A 13,690-nucleotide genomic window follows, 5' to 3' on the forward strand; every position below is an offset into this window, starting at 1 on the left:
GCGCCTTTTGGCGGATGTTTCCCGAGGGCATGAGGCGGCGCTGGTGGCTATTCAGGCTGTTCGATCTGATCGCCAGGTATCTGCCCGTCTTTAAAGCCCGGCGGGGATTGCTGGTGGTGCGCATGGACGGTATCGGCGACATGGTGCTGTTCAGAACAAGCCTTGAGCATTACGCCGAAGTCTTCGGGGTTGATAAATCCGAAATAACGGTGCTCGGCTGCGAGAGTTGGGGAGATATTACGACGGAAGTGTTTGCCGATTACCGGGTACTGATCATCAATGAGCACGCCTTTGCCCGTTGGCCATTATACCGGTTTTGGGTTTCCCTGAAGGTTCGGGCGCTTAACCCGGCGGTTAGTGTTTGTGACAGCTATTTACGCCGCGCGATGATGGCCGACAGCCTTGTCTGGGTGTCGGGTGCGCCCAAGGCGATATCGTCACTGCCATTCATCGGCGAGAGAACACGACCTGAATACCTTTATTATCTAAGCCAGGTGGACAAGGTTGTGCCCACCGGCGACTATCCAACCCACGAAATTATCCGCCACTATAATTTTCTATCTGCCATTTCAGGACGTGAAATTAAACCCGAAGCGCCTCATATTTCGTGGCGTGACACGTTGCCCCTAAAAGATCTCATCCCCCCCGGCGTCTCTTACGCGGTCCTCAATCCCGGCTCTAATGAATATGGCAGACGCTGGCCGCTGGCAAAATATCAGAAGCTGGCAGCGTCGCTGGTCGAGAGAGGGCTGCATGTGGTTTTCGTTGGCGGTGGCGGTGAGCGGCCAGGCGTTATTGATACCGGCGACGGGCGTATTATTGATCTGATCGGCAAGACCAATTTGCAGCAACTGCTTGATCTTATGAACCACGCACAATTGGTGGTCAGCAATGACACCGGTCCGGCGCATCTTTCCATAGCCCTGGGAACGCCGACACTGGTTGTTGTCGGCGGCGGTCATTTTGGCTGCTTTGTGCCTTACCCTGAAAACGTACGCCCGGATCATGCCCGTTTTGTCTATCACAAGATGGATTGTTATCACTGCTTCTGGAACTGTCCGAAGCGGGCAAGCAAGTTTGACGTCTTTCCCTGCGTCGAGGCTGTCAGCATCGAACAGGTTTGCGATGAGGTCGAAACCCTGTTGGTGCCCGATCCATGAAAACCTGGATCCAGGCTTCGAAAATTTATTTGGAGCGCCGGGTACTGGTTATCATGCTGCTCGGCTTTTCAAGTGGCTTGCCGTTGCTGCTGGTTTTTCAAACGTTGTCTGCGTGGTTACGAGAATCCAACATCTCACTGACCATGATCGGCTGGTTCAGCCTGGCCAGCACCGCCTACGCCTTGAAATTTTTATGGGCGCCATTGGTCGATAAAGTGCCACTGCCGATCCTGTGCAGGGCCCTGGGGCAACGTCGTGGCTGGTTGATTTTCTCGCAAATCCTGATCGCTTTTGCCATGCTCGGCCTTGGCAGCGCTGATCCGGCGGACGATCTTGCGGGGATGGCGCTTTGGGCGGTGGCGCTGGCCTTTGCTTCGGCGACCCAGGATATTGCCGTCGATGCCTACCGCATTGAAAGCCTTGATGAGGAACAGCTTGGCGCCGGTTCGGCCAATTATGTTCTCGGCTATCGCATCGCCATGTTGGCGGCAGGTGCCGGCGCTTTATTTGTTGCCGATGTGTGGGGCTGGTTTATCGCATACGCGCTGATGGCCTCGCTAATGGGGGTCGGCGTTTTGACCGTTTTATTAAGCCCTGAACCGGATCACACGGCCAGTCCCCAAACCCGGCAACGCGAGCAGAAAGTCGTCGCCTTCATGGATCGCCACGCCCACCTGCCGACCATGCTGCACGGGGCTATGGTCCGGATTTATGAAGCGGTGATTTGCCCGTTTGCCGATTTTATGAGCAGGCCACACTGGTTGATGATTCTGCTGTTTGTCGCGCTTTACAAGTACGGCGAGGCCTTGCTTGGTGTTATGGCCAACCCGTTTTATCTCGATCTGGGTTTTTCAAAATCTGAAATCGCCGCCGTCTCCAAGGGTTATGGGCTGGCTATGACCCTGATTGGCGGTTACGTGGGCGGTGTTATGGTGGCGCGCCTGGGCATCATGCGGGCCTTGCTTTATGCCGGGATTTTCCAGTGCCTGGCCAATCTGGCATTCGCCCTGCAAGCCATGGTTGGCTATTCGGTGCCGATGCTGGCCGTTACCATCAGCATCGAGAACCTGACCGCCGGGATGGCGACCTCGGCGTTCATCGCCTATCTTTCAAGTTTGTGCAACGTCGCCTATACGGCGACCCAGTACGCCCTGTTGTCATCATTGATGAATGTTACCCGCACCGTATTCGCCGCTGGTGGTGGCTGGCTGGCGGAGAGCCTGGACTGGACCGGTTATTTTGTGCTGACAACGTTTGCTGCCGTGCCGGGCCTGATTGTTCTGGTTTGGCTCATGAAGCGAGAGCCTGCCCGAGAGCCTCTGCTACAGTAGTGTATGGAATGCGCGCCATCTCGCGGCCGCCAAAGTTTTTTGCTTCGATGATGGTTAGCCTCTCGCTCATAGGCATGAACTTTTCAGGCACCGTCGGCCCGAACAGGGATACCAGCGGCTTGTCCCCCAGCGCAATCATGTGACCAACGCCTGAATCATTGGACACAGATGCGCTCATCCGTTCGGCCAGCGCCATGGTGAAAAGCGGATCAAAACCGTTGTCCTTTTGTTGCAGGGGAAACAATGCGGAAGCCACCTGGGCGCGTACCGGGTCCATCCATTCCGGCTCCTGGGGGCCCAGGAAAAATACCGGAATGCGACCTTGTTCGGCCTGGGTCTGGGCAAGGCGGATAAAGTTTTCCAGATCCCAGCACTTGGGTTTGCCGCCGCTGCCCGGCGCAAAACCGACATACGCGGCCCCCACCGGTAGTAATTTCAGGGCGTCGACCCGGTACTGGGGGCTGGGCTCCAGATCGAGGCCGCGTGGTGTTGGGAAGTGTTCACCACTGGCCAGTTCGAGCAGGTCAAGAAGCTGACGTTGCATGGATTTGGGAAACTTATAACCGCTTGGTGGTTTATTAGAGGACAACAAAAACCGCGCTGCGGGCGAGATAAAGGTCTTGTGGGGGATGCGCCACAGGGACAGGGAGGCCCAAAAGATTTTCTGACTGTCGATGACAAGATCGAAGCGCCGACCGGCTAACGGCATTTTCAGCAACTCGGACGGGTGCAGACCGATACCGGCGTATTCGATCACCTCGTCAATCAGTCCCTCAACAAGAGGCGCCAGAACCGATGCGTAAACACTGGTTTCCTTACCGGCAAGCCAGGTTATATGGGCATCGGGGAATGCCTTCCTGAGACCACGCACGAACGGCAGTTTAAGCAAACCGTCACCGACCCGATCGAGACCGACATAGACGAGGACACTTTCAGGTTTGTTGGTGTTCATGGTAAACCGTTTCAGAAATATGCTCTCCATCGGTTATCATATTGCGGTCAAAGTAACCAAGTTTCTATGGATTTTTTGTTGCGACGATAAGTCCGGGCCGTTAAACACTGCCTATACATTAGTTTTTTTTAATATAAACAAGCAGGATTCTTAAGCGCATGGATATCAGTAAAATACCGGTCGGGGAAAACGCCCCGTACGATGTGAATGTTGTCATCGAAATTCCGATTGGCGGCAATCCGGTCAAATACGAACTCGATAAGGCTTCGGGCGCTATGTACGTCGACCGCTTCCTGCACACGGCGATGTACTACCCGTGTAACTATGGCTTCATCCCCCATACCCTGTCCGACGACGGCGACGCAGTTGACGCCGCCATAATGGGGCAAATTCCGGTCATGCCGGGTTGTGTCATTCGTTCCAGGCCGATCGGGGTGTTGTTGATGGAAGACGAGAGCGGCATTGACGAGAAAATTCTCTGTGTGCCGGTCGATAAACTGCATCCCTATTATGCCAATGTCGGTTCTTACCGGGATTTGCGTCAGGTGCAGCTCGATCAGATCGAACATTTCTTCACCCACTATAAAGACCTGGAAAAAGGCAAATGGGCTAAAACCAAGGGTTGGGGTGAGGCCGAAGAAGCAATGGAACTGATCCGCATCGGCATGCAGCGGGCCCAGGATTAAACGGTTTTTTCCATGAACCTTATCCACGGCCTCCGGTTTGACAATATTCGTGGTGATATCTTTGGTGGCCTGACGGCGGCCGTCGTTGCCCTGCCGCTGGCCCTGGCTTTCGGCGTCGCTTCGGGCGCAGGCCCAATGGCCGGATTGTGGGGGGCCATTCTGGTCGGCTTCTTCGCCGCCTTGTTCGGCGGCACCCCAAGCCAGATTTCCGGGCCGACCGGGCCGATGACCGTGGTCATGGCGGTGATCATCACCAAATACGCCCATGATCCGGCCATGGCCTTCACTGTGGTGATGATGGGCGGGGCCTTGCAGACCGTCTTCGGCGCGTTGCGCCTGGGCAGTTATATTTCGCTGGTCCCGTTTCCGGTGATATCCGGGTTTATGAGCGGCATTGGCTGCATCATCATCATCTTGCAAATTGCCCCGCTATTGGGACAGGCGACGCCGGGCGGCGGCACCTTGGCGGTGCTGGCGGCGCTGCCGGAAATTTTCGCGGGCATCAGATTTGAGGCGGTGCTGATCGGGACCGGTGCGCTGGCCATCGTCTACCTGACCCCCAGGCCCATTGACCGACTTTTGCCATCCCCCTTGATCGCCCTTGTGGTTGGCACGGTTGCCGTCTGGGCGTTGTTTCCGGGTGTGCCGACTTTGGGGGAAATTCCCGTCGGTTTCCCCGACCCGCAACTGCCAACCCTTAGCATCAAGGCGTTGCCCGACATGATCGGCTCGGCCCTGATTCTGGCCCTGCTGGGCTCAATCGACAGTTTATTGACATCGTTGATTGCCGACTCGGTCACCCATTCCCATCACAAGTCAGACCGTGAACTGATCGGCCAGGGCATCGGTAATATGATCGCCGGCGCTTTTGGCGCCATTCCCGGCGCTGGGGCGACCATGCGCACTGTTGTCAATGTACGGGCCGGCGGGGCGAGCCCCTTGTCGGGCATCCTTCATGCTATTGTCTTGCTCGCCGTGGTGCTCGGGCTGGGGCCGCTGGCCGAGAAAATCCCCCACGCCGTGCTGGCTGGCATCCTGTTCAAGGTCGGCATTGATATTGTCGACTGGTCCTATATCAGGCGATTGCCGGGCGCTCCCAGGGCGGGTGTGGTGTTGATGTTCGTTGTCCTGGGCCTGACCGTCTTTGTCGACTTGATCATGGCGGTGGCTGTCGGTGTCGTCGCCGCCAGCCTGCTGTTCGTCAAACGCATGTCGGACCTGCAACTCGAAAGCATCCGTGCCTCTGATGGCTCCCACGGCCCGGTTCCCATGAGCGCCGAGGAGGAAGCGGCGCTCGCGGCCGCCGCTGATACAGTGCTGCTCTATCACTTTAGCGGCCCGGTCAGCTTTGGTGCGGCAAAGGGTCTGGCCCGGCGCGTTGTTCCCGGCGACAGCCACAAGGCATTAATCATGGACATGACAGACGTCACCTTTGTCGATACCAGCGCCTCTATGGCGCTGCAGGATATTATCGTCAAATGCACAGGCCAGGGCCTGCGGGTTTATATCGCCGGTTTGCGTGAACCGGTCGAAAGGGTGTTAATAAAGCTGGCCGTGCTTGATGGCCTGCCTGCCGACCAGCGGCCCTCATCGCGCCTGCAGGCCATTGAGGCGGCGACAAGGAACATCAATGACAATTCATCGCATTGACGTCATAGAAGCCGACATCACCACCCTTGATGTGGATGTTATCGTCAACGCCGCTAACGAAAGCTTACTGGGCGGCGGCGGTGTTGACGGGGCTATTCACGCCGCCGCAGGGCCAGGTTTGCTGGAAGAATGCAAGACCATCCCCGGCGGCTGCCCGACCGGCGAGGCGCGCCTGACCCATGCTCATGCCCTGCAAGCAAAGTACATCATTCATACCGTCGGTCCCATCTGGCAGGGCGGCGAAGCCAACGAAGACGGCTTGCTGGCCCAGTGCTATCGCCGCGCGCTGGGGTTGATGGTGGGTAACAATCTGACAACAATCGCCTTCCCGGCTATTTCAACCGGTGTCTACCGTTTTCCGCTGGACCGGGCAGCAAGCATAGCCCTGAGCACAACAGCCGCTTTCCTGACTGGCGATGACCGCATCAAAAAAGTAACGTTCTGCTGCTTCGGCGAGCCCTCACTCAACGCCCACGAAAAGGCGCTTGCCGGGCTCGCCCCTTAAAAAAGCTAACCCGCGTTGACCGCCTCAAGCGCCTTGAATAAAAGCGCCGCCAGCAGGGCTGCGGCCGGGACGGTGACGATCCAGGCTGTGGCGATGGTGGTCAGGTGTTGGCGGCGGACAAGCATTCGTTTTGCTGATTTTTTGATTTTCTTGGCTTGCAACTCCATCAGCATTTCGTCGGCTTCGGCAGCGGCCCCGCTCAGTTCGTCGCTGCCCAGGGCGTTTGGTTTGACAAGTTTGCGCTTGCGGTTGGTGATAAACTCCCGGTACAGCCCGACCCCGAAGACGCCCCCGACGGCGATGTGGGTCGATGATACCGGAAGCCCCAGCCCCGAGGCGATAATCACCGTGATCGACGCGGCCAGGGCGACGCAGAAGGCGCGCACCGGGTTTAGTTTGGTGATTTTCTCGCCGACGGTTCTGATCAGTTTTGGCCCGAACAGCACCAGCCCGGCAGAGATACCCGCCGCACCGACCAGCATCACCCATAAAGGGATGTCGACCTTGGAGGCGATATCGCCGCTGGTTGACGCTGAAACAATGGCAGCTAAAGGTCCAACCGCGTTAGCAACGTCGTTAGCGCCATGGGCGAAGGACAGCAGGGCGGCTGAGCCAATCAGCGGGATCACGAACAACTGATTGACGGATTTTTTACGGTTTTCCATGGTCGCCGAACGTTTGTCGACCCACAACTTGACGATGAAGTACACCGCCACGTAAGCAATCGCGCCGATGACCATGATGCTGACTGCGTCGACTTTGATGATTTTCTTCAGGCCCTTCATCACCAGATAGACTGAAAAAGCGGAGCCCATGATGCCGACGACGACCGGCACCCAGCGCCGGGCTGCGGCGATTTTGTCTTTCTGGTTGAGCACCGTGTATTTCAAGAAGGCTAGAAACAGGGCGGCGATAATGCCACCCATCAGCGGCGAGATCACCCAGCTTGCAGCGATCTTGCCCATGGTCGGCCAGTTAACGGCCTCCATGCCGGTGGCGGCGATGCCAGCCCCCATGACGCCCCCGACAATGGAGTGGGTGGTCGATACCGGTGCGCCAACATAAGTCGCCAGATTAAGCCACAGGGCGGCAGCCAGAAGGGCGGCCATCATTGCCCAGATGAAGACTTGCGTATCGGGCATCAGCGACGGATCGATAATGCCCTTCTTGATGGTTTTGATGACATCGCCACCAGCCAGAATGGCCCCCGATGATTCAAACACGGCGGCGATCACCAGTGCGCCAACCAGGGTCAGGGCTTTTGAGCCGACCGCCGGGCCCACATTGTTGGCGACATCGTTGGCGCCAATGTTCAGGGCCATGTAACCACCAATGATAACGGCGGCGATGACGTAGGCGCTGTTATCGATGGAGCCCGTCTGCATGGAGGCGAAGATCCAGACGATGACGAGGAACAGGATGCTCAGGCCGACTTTAACAAACTTCTGGCCGGACTCCTGTGTTGCCTTTTCAAGGCGGACAATTTTCTTGAGGTCTTTGTCGAGTGACGTTTTCTTTTTAAAAGCATGCTCATTCATGCGGTTTCTCTCTTTTTCATTTGCTGTACATATCGAGGCATCTTTGACCCGATTGGCAAACAAAAAACAAGGCTGTTCTTTTGACCTGAAAGTGGTAACTTTAAAAGTTCCAGCCTAGGTGATTCGCATGTCCCTATACATGCGGGTGGGGGCTGGTTTTTTTATGTCCGCAAGTCCAGCAAAACAGTCACTTTTAAGTGGCGTCGTGAGCGGCCAGCGCCGCCATGTTGACCATGTCCGAAACCGTCGCACCCATGGGTACGATCTGCGCCGGCTTTGATAGCCCCATCAGCATTGGCCCAATGACCGTACCGCCGCCCAATTCGTGGAGCAGGTTTGTGGCGATTTGCGATGAGTGAAGCCCCGGCATAATCAGCACGTTGGCAGGCTCTGACAGGCGGCAAAACGGATAATGTTTCAGAAGCTCTGAATTGAGCGCCACATCGACACCCATCTCGCCGTCGTATTCAAATGAAACCTGGCGTTCGTCAAGAACATGAACGGCGTCGCGAATAATTTCAGCGCGCTCCAGCATGGGGTTGCCGAAATTGGAAAACGACAACAGCGCCACCCGCGGTTCATGGCCCATACGGCGGGCTACGGCTGCGGTCTGAATGGCGAAATCGGCGAGTTGGTGCGGATCGGGTAATTCGTGGACCGAGGTGTCGGCGACAAACAACGTGCGATCGCGGGCCAGCACCAGCGACAGGCCGAAGATGTACTCATCTGGCCGGGGGTCAAGGACGCGGGTGATTTCGTCAAGGGCGACATAATAATTTCGCGTCAGTCCGGTCAGCATGGCGTCGGCGTCGCCAAGGGCAACCATACAGGCGGCGAAAAGATTGCGCTCCTGATTGACCATGCGCTGGCAATCCCTGTAGAGCGCACCCTTGCGCTGCAAGCGCTCGTACAGGAAGTCCGTGTAGTCTTTGTTTGAGGTGCTTAAGCGGGCATTGTGAATTTCAAGACCATCGATTTTGGGCAGGCCCAGGGATTTCATGGTTTCAAGAACCTTGTCCTCACGGCCCAGCAGGATTGGTACGCCATAGCCTGAGTTGAAAAAGGACGCGGCGGCGCGAATACTTTTTTCTTCCTCGCCTTCGGCAAAAACAACGCGCCTTGGGTGGGCGCGTACTGATTCAAAAATCGCCTGCAGGCTTGCGGCCGTTGGATCAAGGCGGGCAGACAGCTCATTGCCGTAGGCTTCCATATCGATAATCGGTTTGCGGGCGACGCCGGAATTCATCGCCGCATTAGCAACGGCTTGCGGCACGGCCTTGATCAGGCGCGGATCAAAGGGAGCCGGGATCATGTATTCGGGGCCGTACTGCAAAGAACGTCCGTAAGCCGCACCGACTTCATCGGGGACGTCTTCACGGGCCAGTTCGGCAATCGCATGTGCGGCGGCGATTTTCATTTCATCATTGATGGTGGAGGCGCGGACATCCAGTGCGCCGCGGAAAATATAGGGAAATCCGAGAACATTGTTGATTTGATTGGGATAGTCAGAACGACCGGTGGCGATCAGTGCGTCCGGCCTTGCCGCCTTGGCGTCTTCGGGCAGGATTTCCGGATCCGGGTTGGCCATGGCGAAAATAATAGGCTTGTCGGCCATGGACTTGACCATTTTGGGGCTGACCGCGTCCTTGACCGAAAGACCCAAAAAGACATCGGCGTCGACCATGGCGTCTTCAAGGGTGCGCGCCTCCGTGTTGATGGCGTGGGCAGATTTCCACTGGTTCATGCCGTCTTTGCGATCTTGATGAATGACCCCTTTTGAATCGCACATGATGACATTGTCGTGGAGCACACCCATGCTTTTGATCAACTCGACACAGGCAATGGAAGCAGCACCCGCGCCGTTGGCGACGACCTTGACCGAGGACATATCCCGGCCGGTCAGATCAAGGGCGTTAATCAGTCCTGCGGCGGTGATGATGGCGGTGCCATGCTGGTCATCATGGAAAACCGGAATGTCCATGATTTCGCGCAATTGCTGCTCGATAATGAAACATTCAGGGGCCTTAATATCCTCAAGATTAATGCCGCCGAATGTGGCGCCCAGGAATTTAACGCAGTTTACGAACTCATCGACGTCTTCCGTGCTGACTTCAAGATCGATACCATCAACATCGGCAAAGCGCTTAAACAGCACCGCCTTGCCTTCCATCACCGGTTTTGAGGCGAGCGCACCCAGATTGCCCAGTCCCAGCACGGCTGTGCCGTTCGAGATAATGGCGACGATGTTACCCTTGGCCGTGTAGTCGTAGGCAAAGGAGGGGTCGCGCTCGATTTCAAGGCACGGTGCGGCGACACCCGGCGAGTAGGCAAGGGAAAGGTCGCGTTGTGTGGTAAGCGGTTTTGTCGCCTGAATTTCAAGTTTTCCGGGCCGTCCCCGGGCGTGAAATTTCAGGGCTTCGGCATCGAGGTTGTTGTTTTTTTTATTGGCCATAATGGTCAGTATCCATTGGTGTAATTATGCGGGCTCGTGAATGTGGACATTGCTGGCGCCCGTGTCGCCCAAGACCCGGGTCGCGATGTCTTCACGGTCTTTGCTATCGGCGCGCACCCACAAGATGACGCTTCCGGCCTCCAGCGAGCGGGCGAAATCTTCGGTGTGGGGACTTGATGTTACCCCTTCGATTACTTCCTTGGCGGCGATAACGCCGGTGGTCGCGCCGATCAGGCCGGCAACCGTCGCGGCCATCGGCCCGCCAGCCAGAAAAATTGCCCCCGAAGCGACCAGCGGCGCCTCGAATTTCAACTCGCCGACAAGCGCGGTCAGGACGTCGCGCCAGGGTTTGGCTGGCTCACCCGCAGCATCAAGTGATTCATGGGATGACAACAGACTCAGGTCCGAATGCTCGAACCCGGCCTTACGCAAGGCATTGATGGCGGCCTCGAAAGTGTCTCGTTCGGCAAACAGGCCCACGACCTCACGGGCTGATGTGGCTGAAGAGTTTTCGGTCACGATGTATTTTCCTTAAAAGTCCCAGGGTGTTCGGCCTATTGTGCCCAACGATGACACTGAATCCTAGTCTAAAGAGGGAAAATCATCATCGCCCGAGTAGCCGCCGCCAAATCGGGTGTGATAAGGTAGCCCAACTTTTACTGTCCCGGATCATGCCAGTGCCCAAGTCAGCGCCAAAGACCAGCTCCCTTGAAAGCGCGCCCGCGCAGACAGATACCCCGGCCAAAGCCCCCTCCATGGCATCAAAAACGGACGGGGTGACGCCGATGATGGTTCAGTTCATGGAAATCAAGAACGCCCATCCCGATTATATCCTGTTCTACCGGATGGGGGATTTCTACGAACTGTTCTTTGATGATGCGATCAAGGCCGCCGCCGCCCTAGATATCACCCTGACCAAGCGCGGCAAGCATCTGGGCGAGGACATTCCCATGTGCGGGGTGCCGGTTCACAGCCACGAGAGCTATCTTGAAAAACTGATTTTTAGCGGCTTCAAGGTTGCCGTCTGCGAACAGGTTGAAGACCCGCTGGAAGCAAAAAAGCGTGGCCCCAAGGCGGTTGTCAGACGCGCCGTTCAGCGTCTGGTGACACCGGGAACCCTGACCGAAGAGACATTGCTCGATGCGCGCCAGCATAATTATCTGGCCGCCATTGCCGAAGCTGGCGGAAAACTCGGCTTATCCTGGATCGAAATATCAACCGGGGAATTTTTGTGCCAGCCCATACAGGCGGACTATCTGGCTGCCGCCCTGGCCCGCATTGGGCCCGGCGAGGTGCTGGTTTCAGACACCTTGATCGAAAAACCGACGCTGTTTGAAACCCTGGCGGACTGGCGCGACAAGCTGTCGGTCCTGCCCCCTGCCCGTTTCGATAGCGCCAATGGCGAAAAGCGCCTGCAATCCCTGTTCGGGGTTAAGACCCTTGAGGCCTTTGGCGACTTTGGGCGGGCCGAACAGGCCGCCGCCGCCGCCCTGGTTGATTACGTTGAGCTAACCCAAAAAGGGCAGCTGCCCCGCATCGCGCACCTGAAACAGTTGAGCACAACCCAGGTTATGGAAATCGACGCGGCGACCCGGCGCAATTTGGAACTGACCCTGACCCTGAGCGGCGAACGCAAGGGTTCGCTGCTCAGTATCATTGACGCGACCTTGACCGGCGCTGGCGCCAGATTGCTGGCGTCCCACCTTGCAGCGCCGCTTCGCGAACCGGCAGAGATCGACACCCGCCTCGACATGGTGCAATTCTTTATGGATGGCGAGAGGCTCTGCGAGGATGTGCGTGGCGGCCTCAAGCGCTGTCCCGACATCGCCCGCGCCCTCTCAAGGCTGACACTTGGCCGTGGCGGTCCACGTGATCTGGGGGCTGTCCGTGATGGTCTGGCCATGAGCGCAACGTTAAGGGCTGTTCTTGAGGACCCGACCGTTTCCGGCGTTCCCCAGGGCATCGAGGCCGCCGTGCGTGGCCTTGGTCATCATGGCGAGTTGATTGAACGGCTGGCCCGGGCGCTCTCCCCCGACCTTCCGCTGTACGTCCGCGATGGCGGCTTTATCGCCGAAGGATATGCCGCCGAGCTTGATCAGTTTCGCTTGCTCAGGGATGAAAGTCGGCGCCTGATCGCCGGTCTGCAAAGCCGTTATGTTGAGGCCACTGGAATCTCAGCATTGAAAGTCAAACACAACAATGTGCTTGGCTATTTTGTCGAGGTTCCGGCCAAGCATGGCGACACCGTACCGTGCGGCCCGGAAGACGCTTTCATCCACCGCCAGACCATGGCCAACGCCATGCGCTTTTCTACGATTGAGTTAAACGAACTGGAGCAAAAGATTGGCCGCGCCGCCGATCAGGCGCTGGCCCTGGAGCTCAGCTTGTTTGATGATTTGCTTGGTGAAATCACCGGCCGGGTTGAAGACATTGCTCTTAGCGCCTCCTCCCTTGCCAGCATAGACGTTGCCACAGCTCTTGCGCATCTGGCCCGGCAGCGGCGCTATACCCGCCCCCGGGTTGATGCTTCCATGGAATTTGATATTCAGGGCGGCCGCCACCCGGTGGTCGAGGCGGCGTTGCAACAACGCGGCGAGGCGGCCTTCGTCGCCAATGATTGCCGGCTTGGCGGGGACGGCGCGGACGATGGCCACTTGTGGCTTCTGACCGGCCCCAATATGGCCGGCAAAAGCACCTTCCTGCGCCAGAATGCCCTAATTGCCGTGCTTGCCCAGATGGGCTCATTCGTACCCGCCGACAGCGCCCACATTGGTGCCGTCGACAGGCTGTTCTCGCGGGTTGGGGCGGCGGATGATCTGGCTCGCGGGCGCTCCACATTCATGGTTGAAATGGTCGAAACGGCGGCCATTCTTAATCAGGCCGGGCCGCAGGCGCTTGTCATCCTTGATGAAATCGGCCGTGGCACTGCCACCTTCGACGGCCTGTCCATCGCCTGGGCGGTGATCGAGAATTTGCACGAGGTCAACCGCTGCCGGGCCCTGTTTGCGACCCACTACCATGAACTGACGGCGTTGACGGCACGGTTGGACCAGCTTGCCTGTCACACGATGAAAGTCAAGGAATGGCAGGGCGATGTGGTCTTTCTGCACGCCGTCGGCCACGGCGCTGCCGACCGATCCTACGGTATTCATGTGGCGGGTCTGGCCGGGTTGCCAGGTGCTGTGATTACCCGGGCTGAAGAAATTCTTGAAAGCCTGGAAGCCGGTGAACAGTCTTCGGCCCTGACCAAATTGGCCGATGACCTGCCGCTGTTTCAGGCCAGCCCGCAAGCCGCTGCCAAACCCAGCGGGCCCTCTCCGTTTGATGAGGCGCTGGCTGAAATCCATCCGGACGAACTGACACCGAAGGAAGCCCTCGAGGCGCTTTATCTTCTTAAAGGCTTGCTGAAGAGTTAG

10 protein-coding genes are annotated in these 13,690 nt (G+C 57.4%); 6 read left to right on the forward strand and 4 right to left on the reverse strand.

Annotated elements, in window-relative coordinates:
• Positions 1-14 precede the first annotated feature (14 nt).
• Positions 15-1,160, forward strand: coding sequence for a glycosyltransferase family 9 protein (locus tag HOL66_02175; protein MBT5243034.1), 1,146 nt, complete (start codon positions 15-17; stop codon positions 1,158-1,160).
• Entirely contained in the window at positions 1,157-2,491 is a 1,335-nt protein-coding gene (locus HOL66_02180; protein MBT5243035.1) for an AmpG family muropeptide MFS transporter, read from the forward strand. The genes HOL66_02175 and HOL66_02180 overlap by 4 nt, the downstream gene beginning before the upstream one ends.
• On the opposite strand, the gene HOL66_02185 is transcribed toward HOL66_02180, so the two are convergent.
• Entirely contained in the window at positions 2,451-3,443 is a 993-nt protein-coding gene (locus HOL66_02185; protein ID MBT5243036.1) for a glycosyltransferase family 9 protein, read from the reverse strand. The genes HOL66_02180 and HOL66_02185 overlap by 41 nt on opposite strands.
• Before the next feature lie 158 nt (positions 3,444-3,601).
• On the opposite strand from HOL66_02185, the gene ppa reads away from it, so the two are divergent.
• The 3 genes from ppa to HOL66_02200 are packed head-to-tail and all read left to right on the forward strand — an operon-like array spanning position 3,602 to position 6,284.
• Positions 3,602-4,129, forward strand: a complete 528-nt coding sequence (ppa, locus tag HOL66_02190; GenBank protein MBT5243037.1) for an inorganic diphosphatase — start codon at positions 3,602-3,604, stop codon at positions 4,127-4,129.
• 12 nt (positions 4,130-4,141) lie between these two features.
• Positions 4,142-5,779 (forward strand): SulP family inorganic anion transporter, encoded by a 1,638-nt coding sequence (locus tag HOL66_02195; GenBank protein ID MBT5243038.1) that lies wholly within the window; start codon positions 4,142-4,144, stop codon positions 5,777-5,779.
• Positions 5,766-6,284 carry an O-acetyl-ADP-ribose deacetylase gene (locus HOL66_02200; GenBank protein MBT5243039.1) on the forward strand — a complete coding sequence of 173 codons (519 nt, stop codon included), beginning with the start codon at positions 5,766-5,768 and terminating at the stop codon, positions 6,282-6,284. Before HOL66_02195 ends, HOL66_02200 begins: the two co-directional genes overlap by 14 nt.
• Before the next feature lie 5 nt (positions 6,285-6,289).
• On the opposite strand, the gene HOL66_02205 is transcribed toward HOL66_02200, so the two are convergent.
• From HOL66_02205 to HOL66_02215, 3 genes are all read right to left on the reverse strand, one after another.
• A complete protein-coding gene (locus tag HOL66_02205) occupies positions 6,290-7,822 on the reverse strand; it encodes an inorganic phosphate transporter (protein MBT5243040.1) in 1,533 nt (510 codons plus the stop codon).
• Positions 7,823-8,015: 193 nt separating this feature from the next.
• The gene (locus tag HOL66_02210; protein MBT5243041.1) at positions 8,016-10,274 is read right to left on the reverse strand and encodes an NADP-dependent malic enzyme; all 2,259 of its coding nucleotides are present in this window, start codon (positions 10,272-10,274) and stop codon (positions 8,016-8,018) included.
• Positions 10,275-10,298: 24 nt separating this feature from the next.
• A complete protein-coding gene (locus HOL66_02215) occupies positions 10,299-10,793 on the reverse strand; it encodes a hypothetical protein (GenBank protein ID MBT5243042.1) in 495 nt (164 codons plus the stop codon).
• Between the two features lie 266 nt (positions 10,794-11,059).
• Between HOL66_02215 and mutS the strand changes: the two genes are divergently transcribed.
• Positions 11,060-13,690 carry a DNA mismatch repair protein MutS gene (mutS, locus tag HOL66_02220; GenBank protein MBT5243043.1) on the forward strand — a complete coding sequence of 877 codons (2,631 nt, stop codon included), beginning with the start codon at positions 11,060-11,062 and terminating at the stop codon, positions 13,688-13,690.

It is taken from the genome of Rhodospirillaceae bacterium (genome assembly GCA_018662005.1).
Taxonomy (GTDB): Bacteria; Pseudomonadota; Alphaproteobacteria; order Rhodospirillales; family JABHCV01; genus JACNJU01.